The sequence below is a fragment of the Shewanella halotolerans genome, assembly GCF_019457535.1.
Lineage (GTDB): Bacteria > Pseudomonadota > Gammaproteobacteria > Enterobacterales > Shewanellaceae > Shewanella > Shewanella halotolerans.
The window spans coordinates 1,533,641-1,555,431 of record NZ_CP080417.1 but is presented as its reverse complement, the minus strand read 5'-3'; the positions used below and the strand labels follow the sequence as shown (position 1 = coordinate 1,555,431).

The 21,791-nt window shown below is 54.4% G+C and carries 15 protein-coding genes and 1 riboswitch; of the genes, 10 read left to right on the top strand and 5 right to left on the bottom strand.

Translation table 11 applies throughout. From position 1 onward, the window contains the following. The first annotated feature begins 1 nt into the window (after window position 1). Genes K0H81_RS06745 through K0H81_RS06735 form a run of 3 tightly spaced genes read left to right on the top strand, consistent with a single transcriptional unit; the run spans window position 2 to window position 2,324 of the window. The gene (locus tag K0H81_RS06745) at window positions 2-907 is read left to right on the top strand and encodes a hydroxymethylglutaryl-CoA lyase (protein WP_220060334.1); all 906 of its coding nucleotides are present in this window, start codon (window positions 2-4) and stop codon (window positions 905-907) included. A gap of 46 nt (window positions 908-953) precedes the next feature. Next, window positions 954-1,655: a CoA transferase subunit A gene (locus tag K0H81_RS06740; RefSeq protein WP_144200389.1), complete on the top strand. Its 702-nt coding sequence runs from the start codon at window positions 954-956 to the stop codon at window positions 1,653-1,655. Between the two features lie 12 nt (window positions 1,656-1,667). After that, window positions 1,668-2,324 (top strand): 3-oxoacid CoA-transferase subunit B, encoded by a 657-nt coding sequence (locus tag K0H81_RS06735; RefSeq protein ID WP_144200387.1) that lies wholly within the window; start codon window positions 1,668-1,670, stop codon window positions 2,322-2,324. Between the two features lie 93 nt (window positions 2,325-2,417). Here the strand turns inward: K0H81_RS06735 and K0H81_RS06730 are convergent, their stop codons facing one another. Then, window positions 2,418-3,992: a methyl-accepting chemotaxis protein gene (locus K0H81_RS06730; protein WP_220060333.1), complete on the bottom strand. Its 1,575-nt coding sequence runs from the start codon at window positions 3,990-3,992 to the stop codon at window positions 2,418-2,420. Between the two features lie 386 nt (window positions 3,993-4,378). Here K0H81_RS06730 and K0H81_RS06725 point away from each other — a divergent pair, with 386 nt between their 5' ends. Then, window positions 4,379-5,182, top strand: a complete 804-nt coding sequence (locus tag K0H81_RS06725) for a transporter substrate-binding domain-containing protein (RefSeq protein WP_220060332.1) — start codon at window positions 4,379-4,381, stop codon at window positions 5,180-5,182. A 146-nt stretch (window positions 5,183-5,328) separates the two neighbouring features. Here the strand turns inward: K0H81_RS06725 and K0H81_RS06720 are convergent, their stop codons facing one another. Continuing rightward, entirely contained in the window at window positions 5,329-5,907 is a 579-nt protein-coding gene (locus K0H81_RS06720; RefSeq protein ID WP_144200381.1) for a thymidine kinase, read from the bottom strand. 352 nt (window positions 5,908-6,259) lie between these two features. On the opposite strand from K0H81_RS06720, the gene K0H81_RS06715 reads away from it, so the two are divergent. The 3 genes from K0H81_RS06715 (at window position 6,260) to K0H81_RS06705 (ending at window position 12,460) form a co-directional block, all read left to right on the top strand. Further along, entirely contained in the window at window positions 6,260-7,441 is a 1,182-nt protein-coding gene (locus K0H81_RS06715) for a transglutaminase domain-containing protein (protein WP_220060331.1), read from the top strand. A gap of 635 nt (window positions 7,442-8,076) precedes the next feature. Further along, window positions 8,077-10,131: a multiheme c-type cytochrome gene (locus tag K0H81_RS06710; protein ID WP_144200769.1), complete on the top strand. Its 2,055-nt coding sequence runs from the start codon at window positions 8,077-8,079 to the stop codon at window positions 10,129-10,131. Between the two features lie 184 nt (window positions 10,132-10,315). After that, complete coding sequence (locus K0H81_RS06705; RefSeq protein WP_220060330.1) at window positions 10,316-12,460, top strand: M3 family metallopeptidase; 2,145 nt, start codon at window positions 10,316-10,318, stop codon at window positions 12,458-12,460. Between the two features lie 121 nt (window positions 12,461-12,581). On the opposite strand, the gene K0H81_RS06700 is transcribed toward K0H81_RS06705, so the two are convergent. The 3 genes from K0H81_RS06700 to K0H81_RS06690 form a co-directional block, all read right to left on the bottom strand. Then, window positions 12,582-14,147: a Na+/H+ antiporter NhaC family protein gene (locus K0H81_RS06700; RefSeq protein WP_220060329.1), complete on the bottom strand. Its 1,566-nt coding sequence runs from the start codon at window positions 14,145-14,147 to the stop codon at window positions 12,582-12,584. 78 nt (window positions 14,148-14,225) lie between these two features. Then, window positions 14,226-14,442, bottom strand: a riboswitch (Lysine riboswitch). 147 nt (window positions 14,443-14,589) lie between these two features. Continuing rightward, the gene (locus K0H81_RS06695; protein ID WP_220060328.1) at window positions 14,590-15,513 is read right to left on the bottom strand and encodes an electron transfer flavoprotein subunit alpha/FixB family protein; all 924 of its coding nucleotides are present in this window, start codon (window positions 15,511-15,513) and stop codon (window positions 14,590-14,592) included. Further along, complete coding sequence (locus K0H81_RS06690) at window positions 15,514-16,263, bottom strand: electron transfer flavoprotein subunit beta/FixA family protein (protein WP_011866381.1); 750 nt, start codon at window positions 16,261-16,263, stop codon at window positions 15,514-15,516. It abuts the gene before it with no gap. Between the two features lie 312 nt (window positions 16,264-16,575). On the opposite strand from K0H81_RS06690, the gene K0H81_RS06685 reads away from it, so the two are divergent. From K0H81_RS06685 to K0H81_RS06675, 3 genes are all read left to right on the top strand, one after another. After that, window positions 16,576-16,968, top strand: coding sequence for an H-NS histone family protein (locus K0H81_RS06685; RefSeq protein WP_220060327.1), 393 nt, complete (start codon window positions 16,576-16,578; stop codon window positions 16,966-16,968). 353 nt (window positions 16,969-17,321) lie between these two features. After that, window positions 17,322-20,489, top strand: coding sequence for an amidohydrolase family protein (locus K0H81_RS06680; protein WP_220060326.1), 3,168 nt, complete (start codon window positions 17,322-17,324; stop codon window positions 20,487-20,489). Continuing rightward, window positions 20,489-21,757 (top strand): amidohydrolase family protein, encoded by a 1,269-nt coding sequence (locus K0H81_RS06675; protein WP_220060325.1) that lies wholly within the window; start codon window positions 20,489-20,491, stop codon window positions 21,755-21,757. Before K0H81_RS06680 ends, K0H81_RS06675 begins: the two co-directional genes overlap by 1 nt. Window positions 21,758-21,791 lie beyond the last annotated feature (34 nt).

Below are 21,791 nucleotides of genomic sequence, written 5' to 3'. Positions count from 1 at the left end.
CATGTCCGCGACGAACAGCTTTCCAAGCAAGGTCAGTATCTTCGAGGTCGGCGCCCGCGACGGCCTGCAGAACGAGAAGGCGGTCACCACCGCCGACAAGCTGACCCTTATCGATCAACTGGGCGCGGCGGGCCTGACCCGCATCGAGGCCGGCAGTTTCGTCTCCCCCAAGTGGGTACCGCAGATGGCCGACTCGGGCGATATCTTCCGCCAGCTCAGCAAACGCCCGGGCGTGGTCTACAGCGCCCTGACCCCTAACCTCAAGGGGCTGGAACTTGCGCTTGACGCCGGCGCCGACGAGGTGGCCATCTTCGGCGCCGCCTCGCAGAGCTTTAGCCAGCGTAACATCAACTGCTCTATCGAGGAGTCGATCGAGCGCTTCATCCCTGTGATGGAGGCGGCTCAGGCGAAACAGATCCCCGTGCGCGGCTATGTGTCTTGCGTGCTGGGCTGTCCCTACGAGGGCGAGATCCAGGTCGAGGAAGTGGCTCGCGTGGCAGAGATACTTTACAAAATGGGCTGCTACGAGATCTCTCTGGGTGACACCATAGGCGTTGGCACCCCCTTAAATGCCCGTAGAATGGTAGAAGCGGTCGCGCGCAGGGTGCCGGTGGAGAAACTGGCGCTACACTTTCATGACACCTATGGTCAGGCATTAGCCAATATTCTTGCCTGCCTGGAGACTGGCGTCAGCGTCATCGACAGCTCGGTGGCCGGCCTGGGTGGCTGCCCTTATGCCAAAGGCGCATCGGGCAACCTGGCCACGGAAGATCTGGTCTATATGCTCCACGGCATGGGCATAGAGACAGGTGTGGATCTTAACGCCCTGATCACCGCGGGTAACAACATCAGCCAGGCACTGGGTAGAGTCAGCGGTGCCAAGGTCGCACGCGCGCTAACAGAATAACAGGGTTGGGCTCAGGCCCGACTCACGCTCAAAGGAGATAATGATAATGGCAGGACTCAATAAGCTGGTCGCCAGCTATGAAGAAGCATTGGAAGGTCTGACAGACAACATGACCGTCATGGTCGGTGGCTTCGGCCTCTGCGGTATTCCCGAAGGCTTGATCGCCCAGATGGTCAAGAGTGGTGCCAAGGGGCTCACCGCCATCTCGAACAACGCCGGGGTAGACGATTTCGGCCTGGGGCTGCTGCTCAAGAGCCGTCAGATCAGCACTATGATCGCCTCCTATGTGGGCGAGAACGCCACCTTCGAGCAGCAGATGCTCTCGGGTGAACTCAACGTGATCCTCACCCCGCAAGGCACCCTGGCCGAGAAGATCCGCGCCGGCGGCGCCGGTATCCCCGCCTTCTTCACCGCGACCGGTTACGGTACCCCAGTGGCCGAAGGCAAGGAGACCCGTGAGATCGACGGTCGTCACTATGTGCTCGAGCCTGCGCTGACCGCCGATTTCGCCCTGGTTCGCGCCTGGAAGGCCGATACCATGGGTAACCTGGTATTTCGCAAGACGGCGGCTAATTTCAACCCTATGATGGCCACAGCCGGTAAGATCACTGTGGTCGAAGCCGAGCATATCGTCGAGCCGGGCGAGCTGGATCCCGACCATATCCATACACCAGGCATCTATGTGGATCGCCTGATCCAAGGTACGTTCGAGAAGCGTATCGAGCAGCGCACAGTGAAGAGCAAATAGGGAGGCGACACCATGGCTTTATCGAGAGAACAACTGGCACAGCGTGTTTCCCAGGAGCTACAGGATGGTTTTTATGTCAACCTGGGCATTGGCATCCCGACGCTGGTCGCTAACTATATTCCCGAAGGCATGCAGGTAATGCTGCAATCGGAAAACGGCCTGCTCGGCATGGGTGAGTTCCCTACCGAAGAGACCATAGACGCAGATTTGATCAACGCGGGTAAGCAGACGGTCACCGCCGTACCCGGCGCCTCCTTCTTCTCCTCGGCCGAGAGCTTCGCCATGATCCGTGGTGGTCATGTGGATCTCACCGTGCTGGGCGCCTTCGAGGTGGATGTAGAGGGCTCAATCGCCTCCTGGATGATCCCCGGCAAGCTGATTAAAGGCATGGGCGGCGCCATGGATCTGGTGGCCGGTGCCGACAATATTATCGTCACCATGATGCACGCCGATAAGCACGGCAACTCTAAGCTACTGCCTAAGTGTGAGCTGCCGCTGACCGGCTATGGCTGTATCAAGCGCGTGCTAACTGACCTGGCCTTCCTGGAGATCAAAGATGGCGCCTTCCACCTGCTGGAACGCGCTCCAGGCGTAAGCGTCGAGGAGATTATCGAGAAAACGGCTGGCAAGCTTATCGTGCCTGAGCATGTACCTGAGATGCAGCTCTAATCGCTAAGCGCGAATCCTCAAAAAAAGCCCTGCGTTATCGCTGGGCTTTTTTATTACCGAAATCTAACGCTTTAGACATTCGCCAGGCATTGGTTAGGCATTGGCGCGGTGCACCGCCTGGCGCCAGAACTGACGAGCCAGCTGGCGTGACTCCATCGACTTGAGTGAGCTGCGCTCGCCAAGCTGCCTATCGGCCTGGGACTGGGCAAAGCCTTCGCTGGCCAGCTCGCTGATCGCCTGCAGCGAATCACTGATATCTACCGCTGCCAATCCCTGCTCCTGCATGGCATCGGCGCTCAGCTCCGTCATCTGATTGATCTTATCGATACGGGTCACCAGCTCGGCAAACACGGCCTCAGCTTGTTTCACCAGCTGCACCGCCTGGGTCGCCTGGCGCTGACCCGCGGTCAGTGTGTTCGCCGCATTGGCCGTGCTCTGCTGGAACTTGGCGATAATGGCATCGATCTGACTGGTGGAATCTGCGGTGCGCGCCGACAGCTGACGCACCTCGTCCGCCACCACGGCGAAACCCCGACCCGACTCACCGGCCCTCGCCGCCTCGATGGCGGCGTTAAGCGCCAGCAGGTTAGTCTGCTCGGCAATCTTAGTGATCACCTCCAGCACCTGATTAATCGCCACACTGTCATGCTCTATCTCGCTAACCACCTGGGCAAAGTTGCCCACCTCACCGTGTAGCTCATCTATGCTGGCCACCACGGCATCGAGCTGTTCATAGCCCTGCAGCACAGCCGCCTGGCTGGCTTCGACATCTGCCGAGACCTGCTTAAGCTGCTGACCCAGCTCATTAAAGCTGGCGGTCAACTCTTCCACCGCCGCCGCGGCCTGGGCCGTCTGTTGATTCTGACCGTCGGCACGCTCGGCCGTGGCCGTGATAGAGCCGAGCAGGGCGTCGCTGTCTCTGGCGATAACGCTTGAAGCATCTGTCATCCGCCCTACCACCCCGGCGATCTCCGCCGTGGTGAACTCCATGGCAAATTGAATATTGCCCAGCTCGTCCCGCCTTCCGGCGTAGATGTGTCTGGCCACAGGGTCTGACACGATAGTGAGTGCATGGTCATTCAGGGCCCTTAGCGGCGCCAAGAGGAGCCTCATGCCAAACGCCAACAGCGGCGCGCAGACGAGCGCCAACCAGGGCGAGATATTACTCAGGCCGATGGCTAACATAAGGCAGAGAAAAGCAAACAGGGTCAACTTGCCGCCATAACTGAGCTTGGCATCCTTGATCTCGCTGCGCTGCTCCGACTTATTCAGGCTCTGATAGATATCGCTGGCACGCTCCACCTGGGCCTGACTCGCCCGGCGGCGCACCGATTGATACTCCTTGACCTGACCATTCTCCATCACGGGCGCCACATAGGCATTGACCCAGTAGTAGGAGCCATCTTTACAGCGATTCTTCACCACCCCCAGCCAGGATTGCTTCTGCGCCAGGCGCTGCCACAAGATGGCAAAGGCGGCCTTGGGCATGTCGGGATGGCGCACTATGTTGTGGGGCTGCCTGACCAGCTCCTCCTCGGAAAACCCACAGATACGGCAAAAATCCTCGTTGGCATAGCCGATATTGCCCTTGAGATCCGTCGTGGACAGCAGAATATCATCGTCGGTCAGCACGACCTCGTTGTCTATCACGGGTTGATTGTTTCGCATGCATTTTAATTAGTTATCCAAGCGGTGACTGAATTTTGACGCGTGACAATTCATTGGCAATTGATCTAAAGCAATGTTTCTGTATCAATTAGGGTTACAACTGTTGATTTTTTGAGCCAGATCTCATAGGAGGCGTCTTTCAACAGGTGCTAATCAAGGTGTTAATAATAAAGATTATTTTCACCTAATTCGTTGAATTTATGATCACAAAATACCTTGTAACAGCTTTTGTTTGCTATTTACGTCTAATCCACACTATCATCATGGCCTTTAGCGACGACGCGCCTGCCAGGGTGGCCCATAGCGCGTTCGCCATCAAGATGACAAAACCGACTAGACTAAAGCCGTAAGAGTGAAATGATGAAATTAGCAGGCCACCTCGACTGATGCACTATTTTGCCTACAAGACGCAGCTCCTTGCTGCCCTCCTCCTCTTTTTAAGCCTGCCGGCGCTGGCGCAGCATACCCCAGCGACGCGCTGCGGTGTAGCCACTGGATTCCCCCCCTATCAGTTTTCCGCAGGCGGTGAGACCACAGGGTTTGATGCCGACGTAGCCAGGCTGATATTCAAGCGTCTTGGTATGCCGTTTCAGTTTCGGCAGCAGGCCTGGGATCTGGTATTCAATGAACTCAGATTCGGTGATATCGAGCTGATCGCTGGCATGGAGATCAACGCCCTCAGGACTAAGTTTTTCGACTTCACCCAGCCTTACTACTACCGATATGACGTGATCTTCATCCTCGAAGACAACCAGAAGATCACTAAGCTGGAAGATCTTCATAACCAGTTTGTCAGCGGCGATCGCCACTCTTACATAGAGACCCACTGGAAGGAGCTGGGCACACTGTACGATTTTCGCATCATAGCCACCCCGAGCAAGGAGAGGTCGATGCAGCTGTTAAAGGAGGGCAAGATCCAGGCGGCCATCATGCCTAAGGCGGTCGGCCTCTATCTGGCGCAGCAGATGGAGATAGGAGTTAAGATACTGGACAATCCAGATCCCGGCTCGCCGGTGGCCTTTGCCGTCAAGCGCGGCAATCATCAACTGCTGGCACAGATCGACGAGGCGCTAGAAGCGCTGATCAGCGAAGGTGAGATCCAGCGCCTCTATGAGAAGTGGTTTCCCGAACATCCCCAGCGCCATGACGAGAAAGCCGACGAGGTGCGGGGCTCGCACCTCACCTCCTAAACCTATTCATCTCATACTCTGACACAGCCCATAATCCCATGCAGCGGTTAGCGTCGCTGACGACCAGAGCATGTTTAAAACACTAGGCCATTAAAAAAGCCACCCCAAGGGTGGCTTCTTTACTGGAGCGATCACCAGGGCGGGCATTAATCCCAGAGGAATTCGCGGAAATGCTTACGGCAGACAGACTCGTAACTCTCGTTACCGCCGATGGCTACCTGCTCACCCTCTTTCATTGGGCGGCCTTCGCCATCGAGTCGCACCACCATGTTGGCCTTGCGACCACAATGACATATGGTCTTGAGTTCCACCAGCTTATCTGCCCAGGCCAACAGGTACTGACTGCCACTAAACAGCTCACCCTGGAAATCTGTCTTCAGGCCATAACAGAGCACGGGAATATCCATCACATCGACCACATAGGTCAGCTGTCTCACCTGCTCCTTGCTGAGAAACTGCGACTCATCGATCAAGATGCAGTGCAGGGTCTGCGCCTGACAGGCGGTTTTAACCATCTCGATCAGGTTATCGTCGCTGGCAAACACCTGAGCATCTGTCTCGATACCGATACGAGACGCCACCTTACCCACACCGTAGCGATCATCGATCGACGCCGTCATGACCAAGGTATTCATGCCGCGCTCACGATAGTTATAGGAAGATTGAAGCAGTGAGGTAGATTTGCCGGCATTCATTGCCGAATAGTAAAAATAGAGCTGTGCCAAAGCGAGTAGTCCCCTGATTATTGTTATCAAGCGATTCTATCACCATCTTGCGCCAATTAGCAGCGCCAAAGGCCTTAGCATTGGGCGATGCCGCACATTATCATGCTTTCCCCTTGCTTTAGTCTGGACCGTTAATAAGCTCAAAGGAAGAACCACAACCACAAGACCGGCGGTGTGAGGGGGCGATGAAAGCTTAGTAGACAGGCACTCGCCAATAACCAGTCACCCGTAGCCAGTCGCCGATAGACACACGCCGAGCGATTACTTATTATTCAGAGTCAGCCTTTTTAAACCGGCCCCTTACGCGCCTACGGATAGCTCAGCAAGATAAAATAGTACCACAAGGAAAGTTATGCCTTTTACGCTTAAGCCCACACGTCTGTTCACCAAGATCTCAGCAATTCTTCTTGCCGCATTAAGCCTTGCCGCCTGCACCTCTGTGCCGGCACCTGACTCTCAAGCGCCTTTGCCGCTACTCGACACATTGGATCTGAGCGACTTGGGCGAGCGACCCGACATAGCCTCGGTCGAGGAACTCCTCACTATTAACGACCAGGAGAAGGCGCGCTTTCTCGCCTATTTTGAAGCCCATCAGGAGGTGAAGCGGCACCACAGGATCTATGACTATCTCGAGGGACGCCTGAGCACATTTAGCTATTATGGCAAGACCTACAGCGCCAACGAGACGCTCACACACAATGCCGGCAACTGCATGTCGCTGGCGATATTGACCAAGGCCTACGCCAGACTGGTCGGTATAGAGATAGATTATATCGAAGAGACCTCCTCGCCCCTCTTCTTCCAATCCGCTCAGCTCGGGGTGATCTCCAACCATGTCAAAACCAAACTGATGGATCCCAGCTTTGAGCCCAAGCCCGGCAGCTTCTATTTCTATGAGCCGGGTCTGGTGGTGGACTACTTCCCTAGCCGTAACAGTCTGTCCAAGGGCAACATCGACGAAGCCGAGTTTCTGGCCATGTATTATCAGAACCTGGCCGCCGACGCCCTGGAGCTGACCCATTATAGGCGCGCCGCCTGGCTTGCCATCGAAGGATTAACACTGGCGCCCGAGCGGGTGGAGCTGGTCAACCTGCTCGCCGTCATCTATCGTCATCTGGGCTCCCCAAAGCAGGCGGAGGCGCTCTATTTACACGGCCTCTCGTTAGCGGCCGACGATCTTAATCTTTTGACAAACTATAAGTTGTTATTGGCAAATCAAGGACGCCAGGATGAAGCCGCCAGCTTGCAGCGGCGCATAGATCAGGCCCAAGACCCCAGCCCCTTTCGCTGGCTCATGCTGGCCAACGACTATTACCAAGGCGCAGACTATCACACCGCCCTACGTTATTACACCAAGGCGGTGGAGCTCGCCCCTTACATGCCCCAAGGCTATGCAGGCCGGGCCAAGACGCTCTACCTCTTAGGCAAACAAGCTGAAGCCAAAGAGGCGATCACCCTTGCCATTGACAAGACACATCAAGTGGATCTCGAGCGCCGCTACCAGGCCAAGCTCGCCCTGCTATCCAGCCACTAAGCCTAAAAGTCGAAAAGGGTAAAGTGATTATGGGGTAAAAGGATAACGAGACGGAGGAATAGGCGAGCTAGAGGCCTATTCCCTCGCAGGCTCGGCAATAGACTCGCTTGCAGGCGCCACTCTTAACTCTCAGCTTTTGGCGTTTGTCGCTTCGCCCTTTCCTATGGTTTACTCGACAATGCCCTTGCCCACTCAGTTGTTCCCTCAAATGTTCCTTCTAATGTCCCAACTAAAGTCCCTTCAGATGTCCCCAATGGGCCTTTAGCTATGCCCCAATTCAACATGTTACAAAAATGAAAACCAAAGCTTAATTTAAACTTAATTCAAACTTAATTAACCTTAAATAAGTAATTGATTTTTAATAAATTTAACAAAAATGAGATCTACCCCCAAAGAGATACACCTTCCTGTGAATTGGGTCAAATAACCAACAGAGATTTAACAATACACTCATTTTCGAATCGATAGCTTTAGCATCCATTTTCTTTATCAATAGATGCGTAGGCGTCGGTTTAAATAATAAATATAACCAGTATCCAAAAGGCTCAGGGTATGTGTTGAGACGAATGCCCTCCCCTGCAAGCAGTCGCCCTAAGGCATCACATCTGGCACTTTGGATCGAACGGAGATGAATGATGAAATTATTCACATCGAAAAAACTCGCCTACCTGGTCGCCGCCGTGCTGACAGGTGCGCTAGTAGGATGCAGTGGAGATGACGGTAAAGATGGTAAAGACGGAGTTGATGGTCAACCCGGCACACCGGGCGAATCTTGGAAACCACCGGTAGCCACAACAGCCTTGGAAACTAATGTTAAAGTAATTAACTATACATTTGGTGAAGGTACTATTAGTTACGAATTTGAGGTCACTAACGAAAATGGTGAGCTCGTTAACGGCTTGAAAAAAGCTGAGGGTAAAGTCGCTGCACTGACAGACAAAGGCTTTATAAATAACCGCACCGAAAGTCCAATCAACGAAGTAGAAGACAATGTTCATATCGGAGGTTACGGCGGGGTAAACATGGAGTCTTCCAGAACTCCCGACACCGAAGGGGCAACGCTTACTCAAATAGGCGATGGTCACTACGAATTCGTTCTCCCTTTGAAAGGCGTTAATGCGGGAACCGAAGGGATTGTTTGGCTACGTATCGGCGGCCATAGCGAATCGGGCATTGCTAGCTCAGGTAAATATGTGGTGAACAAGCCAGAAGGTGCCTTCTCAACCACTACAGAAGCCTGTTTCTCTTGCCACGTCGACTACTCAACCAGCCCGAATCGCCACTCAAGTTATGTGGCCCAAGGCATGGACGGTGAAGTCACCTTCGTCGAAGGTTGTATGGTCTGTCACGGCTCGGTCAGCCGCACTGCGGTTAACGAACAAGGCTTCTCAATAGGCGGCTACGCCAGCAATACCCTCTCTAAGATAGGTCACATCAATCACCAGGAATTTGAGACCGGCTTTAGCGCCTTGAACTGTAGTTCTTGTCACAGCGAGCCAACCGTCAACGTCAACGTCGCCGGCCCAGGCTGTATCGACTGTCATGACACTGGCGGCATCCCAGGCGATATCGTTCTCGGCAATGGCTCAGATCTGCGAAAACTACACGAAGCCAAGAGCGCCATCACCTCTAACCAAGCGCTCAAAGATAGCTACAAGGTGACGGGCACGGCGCCAGCCTGGTTCCCAGACTCAGGTGCTGCGGGTCAATGGTGTACCACACTGTCGCTGTTTAAGGTCGATGCCGAAGGCAAGGAAACCTTAGTCGACCTACATGAACTGTTTGATGATACCCAGACAATTCATAACCCTGACAAGCCAATTAACTATGTGGGTTCATACCTGCACGGTGTGTATAACGACAGCGTGATTGGCCGTATTACCGAAGCCTATGATTACAGCTATGACGCAGAGGGTCGCAAGACCATGTGTTATGCGCAATCTGCAGGTCACGGTGTACCCCATGTGGTCGGCTCAACGCCGGATCTATCGGCTTGGACTGATGCCGGCTTGATGGCATCGCTACGTGTCAGCTTCACCGCCAAAGACTACATGGGCGAAGAATCTGACGTGGTGACTATCCATGGCTACACAGATGTGGCATCACAATTCGATGGCGCTGTCACAGCCTACGAGCGTCGTCACAACGTTGGCAGCGAGTCTTGCACCACCTGTCACAACAGCGAAGCCAACTTCCACAAGAATGGTAACTTTGCCGAAGGTGGTCTGGGCTGTGTAGCCTGTCACAACAATGGTCAGGATCGCCGCGCCGGCTACTCATCACCTGGCTTCGGTCCTATGGTGCACAGCATGCACTGGGGTGTGGGCAGCAAGAGCCTGGATGAGGACGGCAAGGAAGTGTCTAACTCTGCCAGCGTTATCGCGCCGCAGACCGGCTGTGTGGCCTGTCACGACAGCGGTGTGGTTGACCTGAAAGCCGTACCAAATCAGTTCATCAAGGCACGTGCCTATGGCGTAAGCGGCAAGATGGCCAGCCCAATCACGGCCAACTGTTACGCCTGCCATAACGATGAAAGCGCGCTGAACCACATGATGCAAAACGGCGGTACTACCACAGAAGATGTACCGGCTACCGAGTGGTACAAGCTCAGCACTACCGAGTCATGTGCGACCTGTCACGCCGAGGGCAGCAGTTTTGGTATCGAAAATTACCATAATTTTACCCGCTAACGCCTGAGGTGACAGCAAGGTAATTAAACATTATCCCTAGTTCCAACCAAAGGAGCCCTTCGCCAGGCTCCTTTTTTCTTGGCCCTGGTGCCATTTTCAGCCTGAGTTAATTTACAAAAGCTACATTAACGCCAAACTCGCCCACATAAAAATAACAATCGCAAATCTAAGGAAGTTGTACTAGATGAAATTGAATCTTATCGCCTTTGCCGTCGTCGGCGCCTTATCGACCACAGTCCTCCTCAGTGGTTGTCAATCAAGCAGCTCTACCACACAGGCCACCGCCAGCATCGAGGAGCAAAACCCGCTGATGCAACCAAGCCCCCTGCAATATCAGGCCCCAGATTTTAGCCAGATCAAGGATGAGCATTTTAAGAGCGCCCTAGAGCAAGGCATCAATGAGCATTATGCCCAGGTGCTGACCATTGCCGACAACAGCGAACCCGCCACCTTTGCCAACACTATCGTGGCACTGGAGACCAGCGGCGAGCTGCTGACCCGCGCCTCCAAGGTGTTCTATAACCTAACAGGGTCAAACAGCAACCCGGCGCTGCGTAAGCTTCAGGGCGAGATGGCGCCTAAGATGGCCGCCCACTCGGACAACATCCACCTCAACGGCAAGCTATTTGCCCGCATCGACAGCCTGTATCAGAGCCGCAACACCTTAGGGCTGACCGCCGAAGAGGTGCGCCTCATCGAGATCTACCACCAACGCTTCGTCATGGCCGGTGCCAAGCTGACCGAGGCGCAAAAAGCGCAAATACGCCTGCTTAACGAAGAGCAATCTAAGCTTACCAATGAGTTTGGTCAGCGTCTGCTGAGACTTACCAAGGAGATCGCCGTCGTGGTCGACAGCGTCGATGAGCTTAAGGGACTGTCAGACAGCGAGATCCGCGCCGCCAAGGCCGATGCCAGTGCCGCTGGCCATGAAGGCAAGTATCTCATCAATATCACCAATACCACCCGCCAACCTATCCTGGCCAAGCTTGAAAACCGTGAGCTGCGCCAGAAGGTGTGGCAAGCCTCGTCGACTCGCGGCATGAGCGGTGACAACGAGACAGCATCGCTGGTTGCCCGCCTGGCACAGCTTCGCGCCGAGCGCGCCCAATTACTGGGTTACAAGAGCTGGGCCGACTACCGCCTGACGCCGCAGATGGCCAAGACCCCGGATGCCGTCTACCAGATGTTCGGCTCTATGGTGCCCGCCGTGGTGGCCAACACCCAGAAAGAAGCCGATGATATCCAGGCGATGATCGACAAGACAGGTGGCGACTTCACCCTGGCGCCATGGGACTGGGCGTTTTATGCCGAGAAGGTGCGCAAAGATAAGTTCGACCTGGACGGCGCCGCCATCAAGCCCTATTTCGAATTCAACCGTGTACTGGAAGATGGCGTCTTCTTCACCCTGGAGCGTCTCTATGGTGTGACCCTCAAGCCGCGCCCGGACTTGCCTGTCTACCATGAAGATGTGAAGGCTTACGAGATGTTTGACGCCGACGGCAGCTCTATGGCGATCTTCTACGCCGACTACTTTGCCCGCGAAGGCAAGCGCGGCGGCGCTTGGATGAGCTCCTTCGTGACCCAGTCTAAGCTGCTAAACCAGAAGCCTGTGGTGGTCAACGTGATGAACATCAAGAAGGCCCCAGAGGGTGAGCCGACCTTCGTCAGCTACGACGAAGTCACCACCATGTTCCATGAGATGGGCCACGGCACCCACGGCATGTTTTCTAAGGTGACCTACCCTAGCCTGTCGGGCACGGCCGTGTCCCGCGACTTTGTGGAGTTCCCGTCGACCTTCGAGGAAGATTGGGCGGCTCACCCCGAGGTGCTAGCCAACTACGCCAAGCACTATGAGACAGGCGAGGTGATCCCCGATGAGCTGCTGCAGAAACTGCTGAAATCACGCAGCTTCAACCAGGGCTTCGACACCCTGGAATATATGGCGGCGGCCCTGGTGGATCTCGAGTGGCACTCACTTAGCAGCGATGCCCCACTGCAAGATGTGGCCGAATTCGAAGCCAAGGCACTTAAGAAACACGGCATCAATATCGCCGCCGTGCCGCCACGCTACAAGTCGACTTACTTTGCCCATGCCTTCCCGGGTGGCTATTCGGCCAGCTACTACGCCTACATGTGGAGTGAGATCCTGGCGGCAGACGCCTTTGCCTATGTGCAGACCCAGGGTGGCCTCAACCGCGAAATAGGCATGAAGTATCGCAAGACCATCCGCGAGGTGGGTAACAGCGTGCCGCCGATGGAAGCCTACAAGGCCTTCCGTGGTCAGGCACCGACCACTGATGCCCTGCTTCAGCGCCGTGGCCTCAACTAATTCCTGCCTCAACTCACTCCCCAGTAATGGGGAGTCACCCATAAAAAATGCCGCTCCATGAGCGGCATTTTTATATCTCAGGTTTTACGCAATGCGCGTGCTTACGCCTGCTCAAGCTTGCTTAAGCCGGGCGATTAGCCTTATGGCGCAGCACCAGAATGCTTACCACAAACACTCCACTACAGGCGGCCAGTCCCGCGCCGACTGACTCGGTAAAGCCCAGCACGGTATAACCCACCAGGCTGATCCCCGCCACGATAAGGGCATAGGGCAGCTGAGTCAGCACATGGTCTATGTGGTGACAGTTGGCGCCGGTAGAAGACAAGATGGTGGTGTCCGAGATAGGCGAGCAGTGATCGCCAAACACGGCGCCCGCCAGCACAGAGGCCAGCATAGGCAACATCATGTTGGTATGGGTGCCCATGGCCATATCGGCGGCGATAGGCAGCATGATGCCGAAGGTGCCCCAGCTGGTACCTGTGGAGAAGGCGGTCAGACCCGCCAGCACGAACAGTACGGCTGGCAGCAGCGCGAAGGGAATATTACCGGTCGCCAGGCTGGCCATATATTTACCCGTCTCCATCTGGCCTATCACACCGGCGATGGTCCAGGCGAACAGCAGAATATAGATGGCGGGCAGCATAGAGCGGGCACCGGCAATCACGCCTTTAAGGATAAGCGCCTTATCCAGTCCCTGACTGACCACTAATACCAAGGTCGCAGCTAGACCAACCACGGCGCCGAAGAAGAGCGATGAGGCAACGTCTGTCTTCTCGAAGGCACCAATGACGCTAAAGGGCAGATTCTCCGCCGCCAGGGCATCGGCACCGCTACCTATCATGAAGTAGATGGTGGCAAACACCAGCACAGTAATAGGCAGGAACAGGCCTAAGATCTTGCCAGAATCGGCCTCGGGCAGGTCGCTGTTAGCCCCGGGCGGTAAGCCCTTAGACTCATCATACAGATTGCCTTTTTGCGCATTGAGTTCATGCTGACGCATCGGGCCCACATCCAGCCCCATGAAGGCGACGCATAGCAGCAACACCAAGGCGAAGATGGCGTAGAAGTTCATCGGGATCATCTGGATGAACACGCTCAGATGACCGCTGTCGGTAAAGCCGTGGGCGGTGAGGATGCCGCCGATCAGCGCGATGATGTAGGCGCCCCAGCTAGAGACGGGTGAGATCACACAGATAGGCGCGGCGGTTGAGTCCAGCAGATAAGCCAGCTTGCTACGCGAGATATAGTATCTGTCTGTGAGGGGTCTGGCGACGCTGCCCACCACCAGGCTGTTGAAGTAATCATCGATAAAGACCACACAGCCCAGGAACATGGTGAGCAGCTTGGCATCACGCTTGTTGCGAATATGCTGGCGCGCCCAATCGGCAAAGGCCTTGGCGGCGCCGCTGACGGTAATGAGTGCGGTGATCATCCCAAGCAGAATCAAGAAACCCAGCAGATAAACGTTCCAGCTGTTTAGGGCGCCATCATCCCAAAACAGGCCCACCACCTGCTGTCCCAGGTATTGCCCCATATCCAGCGGTGAAAAATCGGCAATTAACAGTGCCCCCAGGAGGATCCCCACACCGAGTGAGAGCAGGACGCGGCGGGTAAAGATCGCCAGCAGAATCGCTACCACGGGCGGCAGCAAAGAAAGTGCCGAATCGGCATAACTCAAAGTTGTCATTGTAAAATTTTGTCTTCGTTAAAATACGAATGGAGGGCAACTGAACTGGTGGGATATAGCATGAGATATTACACCTGTCCTATCAGTAGCGCTCCATAGTGATACCCATTCTCGGTATACCTTCCACTTATCAATCCAGATAAGAAGCACTATGGCAGTGCTGCCTCTATTCGATGACAGCCCCAGCGGCAAGCCTTGATCAACTCCACCACTTCGGCACCAAATCCTTTCATATTCGCTTAACGGCATCACCCTAACGAATACTACTGATATTTAATGCACCTCTACGTCTCAGGACGCCTGCCAATGTCACTATCGGCAAACGTGAGGCACATAAAAACACAAGCGGCTTTAAGGACGCTACCTCAAAGCCGCTCCATGTGATCTATATCACACTAATTTTAGATGAACACCAAAGTGCTCACCAAGTATTTACATTTTATTAAAGAAGTTCGAGTAGCTTAGGCACTGCCTCGAACAGATCCGCTTCCAGACCATAGTCGGCCACCTGGAAGATAGGCGCCTCAGGATCTTTGTTGATCGCCACGATCACCTTAGAATCTTTCATCCCCGCAAGGTGCTGGATGGCACCCGAAATACCCACGGCGATATAGAGATCCGGCGCGACAATCTTACCCGTCTGACCCACCTGTAGATCGTTTGGCACGTAACCTGCGTCGACCGCGGCGCGCGATGCACCCAGTGCCCCGCCCAGCTTATCGGCCAACTGCTCGAGAATCGCGAAGTTCTCGGCGCTGCCCATGGCCCGGCCGCCTGAAACCACCACAGAGGCGGCACCAAGATCGGGACGCTCTGACACAGACAGGGTCTGAGTCACAAACTCAACTTCGCCGCTGTATTCGCTGTCCAGAGTCTGCACCGAGGCGCTACCATCCTGACCTACCGCATCGAAGGCACTGGCACGAACCGTCATCACCTTGATGGCATCCAGGCTCTGCACCGTCGCCATGGCGCTACCGGCATAGATAGGACGCACGAAAGTATCTTCGCTCACCACTTCGACCACTTCAGAGATCTGCGCCACATCCAGAAGCGCCGCCACACGAGGCAGCACATCTTTACCGACGCTTGAAGCCGCAGCCAGGATGTGTTGATACTCGCTGGCCACTGAGACGATCAGCTGTGACAGGTTTTCGGCGATGGCATTGGCATAAACGCCGCTATCGGCCACCAATACCTGACGCACACCGGCAAGCTGCTTGGCGCTCTCGACTGCGGCGCCACAGTTGTGACCGGCCACCATCACATCGACTTCGCTACCGATCGCCTGAGCACAAGCCACTACCTTGGCGGTATCGAGTTTTAAAGTCGCATTATCATGTTCTGCTATTACTAGAATCGCCATTTAGATCACCTTCGCTTCATTCTTTAGCTTTTCCACCAGCTCCTCGACAGAAGCCACCATAATACCCGCTTGACGCTCGGCAGGCGGTGTCACCTTGAGCACCTTCTGGTGCTGCTTCAGGGTCACGCCCAGGCTGTCTACCGTCACGGTATCGAGCGGCTTACGTTTCGCCTTCATGATGTTAGGTAATTTGGCATAGCGAGGTTCGTTCAGACGTAGGTCTGTGGTGACAATCGCAGGCAGTGGCATCTTAAGGGTCTGCAGGCCGCCGTCGATTTCACGGGTCACGACTAGCTGTTCGCCTTCAACCTTCACCTCAGAAGCAAAGGTAGCCTGAGGCAGTCCAGCCAACGCCGCCAGCATCTGACCTGTCTGGTTGTTGTCGCCATCGATTGATTGCTTACCCAGCATGATCAGCTGAGCCTGTTCATTGGCTTGAATCGCATTAAGGATCTTTGCAATAGAAAGCGGCGCAAGCTCTTCGTCGGTTTCCACATGGATACCGCGGTCGGCGCCCAGCGCCATCGCCGTGCGTAGCTGCTCTTGCGACGCCTTAGGCCCTATGGTTGCTACCACAATCTCGGTCGCAATACCTGCTTCTTTCAAACGTACCGCTTCTTCTACAGCAATCTCACAAAATGGGTTAATGGCCATCTTCAGATTTGCGGTATCGACATTTGTATTGTCAGCGTTAACCCTGACCTTCACATTAGCATCGACGACGCGTTTAACTGGCACCAATACTTTCATAAGGCTTCCTTCTTACGTCTTTATTCTGGATAACAAATAGTGCATAGCGAAACTATCACCAACTTATGCCACTTTACGTGCTGTTGACGTTAACGTCAACAGGAAGTCATCAGCAACTTTGTATCAGATCAAAAACAGGGTGTTTAGGGGGAAGTAAAGGGGCAAAAAGGGGCGAAAATAGAAAAGCTGAAATAAAATTTACATTAAAGCGTCAAATATTCATTTAATTCGTTTGATAAAACCTTTTTTAGTTTCTATTATTAGCCCTGTAATCCTATTTACTATTTTATTTTTAAGCAGGACATAATAAATATGAGCGAATTTCTAGATATATTGACGCATGGTCGTCGCTTTAAAGCTGCTGTTAAAGAATTGTCGGTAGAAGATTTAAAAGATGTAGCGGTTAAGCTTGAAAAAATCATCACTGAGAAAGAGAAGCAAGCAGAAGAAGAAAGCGCGGTTATGGCCGAGCGCAATGCAAAGATAGAAGAGATTCGCCAACAAATGGAAGCTGTTGGTTTATCAATTGACGATTTAGGTACAGTGGCTGCTAAGCCAGCTCCTAAAAAACGTGCTCCACGCCCACCAAAATATAAAATTGAAGTGAATGGCGAAACGATCACTTGGACGGGTCAGGGTCGCACACCAACCGTATTTAAGAATGAATTAGATAAGGGTCGTTCACTCGAAGACTTCCTTATCTAAGCCTAAGCGCCCCACTTAGGGCGTCGCAAGCAAAAGCCAACCTCAGGTTGGCTTTTTTATTTCTACTCTCTATTTGTGATTAAGCGCATTTTGCCCTTTATGTCGCTCATTTACCTTGGCCATGTCTAGAGTATTTTATCTATCCTTATTTAGGTCATTCATTTAGGTCATTCTTCCGGCCATTATTCCTTGCTACTATTCCCGTCAAAGTTAGCCAATCAATAGCCTATCCTTTCGGATAACACCTGCCCTATGGTTTGACATAAACCGATACAGTTCCGCCCTTGGAAACTGTTCATGATATGGGATAATCTTGGGCTACTTTTGATCCCAGCCAATAATAATTAAACTCTATGCGAATCCATTTTCTCTCTGTGAGCGCGAGTCTGGCGGCCTGTCTCTTGGCGAGTCCGTCCGCGATAGCGAATTCTCAATTAACTGATAACACGCCAAAACTAACGGCGCTGTCCCACGCCACCCTGATAATCGCCCCCGGCGAAACCAAGCAGGATGCCACACTGTTAATTGAAGATAATAAAATTAAAGCCATTATTCCCAACGACAAAATACCCGAGGATGCCTATGTTATCGACATGACGGGTAAGTTGATATACCCCGGCTTTATCGATCCCTACACCAATTACGGTATCGACTTTAAATATGACCAGCAGAAAGTGGCTCGCCCGGTATATGAAATTAAGCGTATCGGTGGCAACGCCGATAATGGTGCCGTGCATGCAGAGAAAGAGTGGTTTAACTATATTTATCCCGACCAGGAAGCGGCGAAGCAATGGATAGATAATGGATTTACCAGCGTACAAACCGGCATGTTGGATGGGATATTCAGAGGCCGGGCGGCGACAGTCTCGCTGGCGCCGTTAAAAGCCAATGACATTATTTATCGCGCAAAATCCAGCCACCTGCTCGCCTTCGATAAAGGCAGTTCGATTCAGGATTATCCCAACTCCTTGATGGGTAGCATCGCCCTTATTCGACAAACTCTGGCCGATGCCAACTGGTATCAGGCCAATATCGATAAAGCGGACTCGGCTACCCAAGAGAAGAACATAGAGTTTAATATCGCGCTCGAACGCCTGGGCGATATAAGCAAGAGCCCTACGGTATTTGAAACCAAGAATTTAAATAACTTGCTGCGCGCCGCTCACTTATTAAACGAGTTTAAATTGCCGGCGACTCTAGTCGGCAGTGGCCGAGAATATGCGCGACTCGATGAGGTGAAAGCCAGCGGCTTTAGCATAATTGCGCCGCTCAATTTTCCCGCGGCGCCCAATATTAAAGATGGCGATAAAGAGAGAGAGATAAGCCTGGCTCATCTGCGCCACTGGGAACGCGCGCCGAGTAACCCTCATGCACTGGAAAGCGCCGGTATTCCCTTTGCCTTTACCCAACATGGTATCAAAACCGACGCCTTCTGGCCTAGACTCAGACAGGCAGTCAAGCAGGGGCTGAGCCAAGAAACCGCATTGGCAGCGCTCACCACAGAGGCGGCAGAAATCGCCGGCATCTCGGCCTTCAGCGGCAAGCTGAAACCCGGCTTCATGGCGGATCTTGTGGTCACAGATGGCGACATCTTTACCCAAGGCAAGATAGTCAGCGTCTGGCTGCAGGGCAGCGAGACCCAAAAGGTACCCCGCGACAGACACTGGCTAAGCCAGGGCTATCAGCTGACCCTGGGCGAACTCACCCTAGATCTGGACTTGGTCGATGACGACAAACTGAGCGGCACCCTGGCCAGCGGCGAGCAGGAGATCAAACTCAGCGATCTTAAATATGCCAAAGAACGTCTCACCTTCAACGCCGATCTCGGCGAGGCGGGATATCCTGGCATCAGCCGTTTCACCCTCTGGTTCGACGCCCAGGGTATTCATGGTCGTATGCTCGACAAGGGCAATCGCCAACATCCCATAGCTGGTGTGGTGATGGCTAAAGACGCCATTGATGGCAGTGGTGAAAGTGATGAGAGAGGTGAGAGTGGTGAACAGAAAGCAACCGAGTCACCTGCGCCCGAACTCGTCTCTAAGCTGACCAAGCCCAACACCGCCTACGGCCTAACGGCGCAGCCCAAGGCTGAGCGCCTGCATATCAAAAACGCCACCCTGTGGACCTCGAACGAGCAAGGGGTGCTGGAAGGCTATGATCTGCTTATCCGCGATGGTCGTATCGAGAAGATAGGCCAATCCCTCAAGACGCCATCTGGCTACCAAACCCTGGATGCCACGGGTAAACACCTGAGCGCAGGTATTATCGACGAGCACTCCCACATCGCCCTTAACGGCGGTACCAATGAAGATACCGACGCAGTCACCGCCGAGGTGCGTATCGGCGATGTGATCAATCCAGACGATATCGCCATCTACCGCGCGCTGGCGGGCGGGGTGACCACGGCGCAGCTCCTCCACGGCAGCGCCAACCCCATAGGCGGACAGGCCCAGGTGATCCAGATGCGCTGGGGCGAGAGCGCCGAGGCGATGAAACTCAAGCAGGCCCCCGCCAGCATCAAGTTTGCCCTGGGTGAAAACGTCAAGCAGGCCAACTGGGGCGACAACTACAATCGTCGCTTCCCCCAGAGCCGCATCGGGGTGAAGTCGCTGTTTGAGGAAGCCTTCAACGAGGCGCTCGCCTACGAGAAGGCCCTGGCCGACTATGATCGCCTACGCAGCAGTCAGCAACGCAAGCAGGTAGCGCCTAAGCCAAACTATCGCCTCGAGGCGGTGGCCGAGGTGCTACGTGGCGATCGTCAGGTACACATTCACTCATATGTGCAATCTGAGATCTTGATGTTCCTGCGCCTCGCCGAGGCCTACAAATTTAAGGTTGGCACCTTCACCCATATCCTGGAGGGCTACAAGGTGGCCGAGGAGATGGCCAAGCATGGCACCTACGCCTCCACCTTCTCCGACTGGTGGGCCTACAAGTTCGAGGTCTATGACGCCATACCGCAGAACACTTGCCTGATGCACAACAAGGGGGTGCTCACCAGCATCAACTCGGACGACTATGAGATGCAGAGACGCCTCAACCAGGAGGCGGCAAAATCCATGATGTATTGCGATATGTCGCCAACTGACGCCTGGAACATGGTCACCATCAACCCGGCCAAACAGCTGGGGATCGACCAGCTGACTGGCTCATTGGAAGAAGGCAAGCAGGCCGACCTGGTGCTCTGGAGCGACTCTCCCCTCTCCGTCTATGCCAAGGTGGAGAACACCTGGGTGGGCGGTCGTCGCTACTTCGACCGCCAGCAGGATAAACAGGCGCAACATGAGGTGGAGCAGGAGCGCGCCGCACTGATCCAGGCGGTGTTGACCCGGGATAAACCCGAGGTCCCCGGCGAGACACCAGAAGAGAAGAGCGAGCCCCAGTGGCACTGCGACACCCATTACAACGCCTGGGGCACAGCCATGAGCGAGCATAAAGCCCTTAGCGAGCATAAAGCCATGAACCAAAACAGCGCCCAGCAATCTAGCGCCCACAACCACGCATTCATGGAGGCATTCTAATGAAGCAGACACTCTTTGCCCTTAGCCTAGGCCTCTTCTCCTGTGCCGCGCTTGCCCACGACATGGTGCCCGCCAGCGCCCAGAGTCAACCGATATTGATCCACAACGCCCGCGTGCACACCGCCCTTAACGGCGTGCTCGATGCCACCGACGTTTTGTTCGACAAGGGCAAGATAGTCGCCATAGGTCAACAGCTCTCACAAGAGGGTGCCAAGGTGATCGATGCCAGCGGGCAAGATCTCTACCCTGGGCTTATCGCGCTAGACACCTCTATCGGCATCGTCGAGGTGGAGATGATGCGCGCCAGCAACGACGCCTTCGAGGTGGGTGACAGCAACCCGCAGCTACTGGCCGTCAGCGCCTTCAATCCCGACTCAGAGCTGATCCCAACCATCAGGGTCAACGGTATCACCCATGCCCAGGTGGTGCCCCAGGGCGATGCCCTGGCCGGCCAGTCCTCTCTGGTCTCCCTCGACAGCTGGACGATAGAAGATGCCCTGGTAAGTACCGCGCCCCAGTTCCATCTCTACTGGCCCGCCATTCGTTATCTCTCCAAAGATAAAGAGGTTGCCGCCAAGCAGCTCAAGGCGCTGGATGAACAGATGACCCGATTAGCCGAGCAGCTCGAAGATGGCTACCGCTACTATCTGGCGGACAAGGCTGGAACTGTGCAGAAGCTGGATAACCGCTGGCAGGCGGCGCTGCCCCTGTATCAGGGCAAGGCGAGCCTGTTTATCCACGCCAATCGCAGCGAAGAGATAGAGCGCGCAATCGCCATGACCCGCCCCTACGGCTTCAAGCTGGTGTTTGTCGGCGGCTATGACGCCTGGCGCCTGGCAGATCAACTGGGCGAGATCGGCGCCTCGGTGATCTACAACCGTACCCTCAGCCTGCCAATGCGCAAGGATGAGCCGGTGGAGATGAGCTTTAAAATCCCAGCCCTGCTGAAACAGGCGGGCGTGCCCTTCGCCATCGGCTTTAGCGGTGACTGGAACGCCCGTAACCTGCCCTTTGCGGCCGGTCAGGCGGCGGCCTATGGCCTGAGTAAGGAAGAGGCACTTAAGAGCATCACCCTGGATGCGGCCAAGATCTTAGGCGTGGAAGACATGGGCGCCATCGCCGTGGGCTACCGCGCCAACCTGGTGCTCTCCAAGGGCGACATTCTCGATCCCGCCACGAGCAAGATAGATGCTGTGTTTATCGACGGTCGCCAAATAGATCTCAATAATCGCCAACAACAACTTTATCAAAAGTACCTAAAGCGTTAGACTTTTGCTTCTAAACGACTCAAAACTGGCCGGT

Excerpts from the sequence above, each read along its gene's own strand:
- K0H81_RS06745 (WP_220060334.1), top strand. The coding sequence starts at position 2 with ATGTCCGCGACGAACAGCTTTCCAAGCAAGGTCAGTATCTTCGAGGTC.
- K0H81_RS06740 (WP_144200389.1), top strand. The coding sequence starts at position 954 with ATGGCAGGACTCAATAAGCTGGTCGCCAGCTATGAAGAAGCATTGGAA.
- K0H81_RS06735 (WP_144200387.1), top strand. The coding sequence starts at position 1,668 with ATGGCTTTATCGAGAGAACAACTGGCACAGCGTGTTTCCCAGGAGCTA.
- K0H81_RS06730 (WP_220060333.1), bottom strand. The coding sequence starts at position 3,992 with ATGCGAAACAATCAACCCGTGATAGACAACGAGGTCGTGCTGACCGAC.
- K0H81_RS06725 (WP_220060332.1), top strand. The coding sequence starts at position 4,379 with ATGCACTATTTTGCCTACAAGACGCAGCTCCTTGCTGCCCTCCTCCTC.
- K0H81_RS06715 (WP_220060331.1), top strand. The coding sequence starts at position 6,260 with ATGCCTTTTACGCTTAAGCCCACACGTCTGTTCACCAAGATCTCAGCA.
- K0H81_RS06710 (WP_144200769.1), top strand. The coding sequence starts at position 8,077 with ATGAAATTATTCACATCGAAAAAACTCGCCTACCTGGTCGCCGCCGTG.
- K0H81_RS06705 (WP_220060330.1), top strand. The coding sequence starts at position 10,316 with ATGAAATTGAATCTTATCGCCTTTGCCGTCGTCGGCGCCTTATCGACC.
- K0H81_RS06700 (WP_220060329.1), bottom strand. The coding sequence starts at position 14,147 with ATGACAACTTTGAGTTATGCCGATTCGGCACTTTCTTTGCTGCCGCCC.
- K0H81_RS06695 (WP_220060328.1), bottom strand. The coding sequence starts at position 15,513 with ATGGCGATTCTAGTAATAGCAGAACATGATAATGCGACTTTAAAACTC.
- K0H81_RS06690 (WP_011866381.1), bottom strand. The coding sequence starts at position 16,263 with ATGAAAGTATTGGTGCCAGTTAAACGCGTCGTCGATGCTAATGTGAAG.
- K0H81_RS06685 (WP_220060327.1), top strand. The coding sequence starts at position 16,576 with ATGAGCGAATTTCTAGATATATTGACGCATGGTCGTCGCTTTAAAGCT.
- K0H81_RS06680 (WP_220060326.1), top strand. The coding sequence starts at position 17,322 with ATGCGAATCCATTTTCTCTCTGTGAGCGCGAGTCTGGCGGCCTGTCTC.
- K0H81_RS06675 (WP_220060325.1), top strand. The coding sequence starts at position 20,489 with ATGAAGCAGACACTCTTTGCCCTTAGCCTAGGCCTCTTCTCCTGTGCC.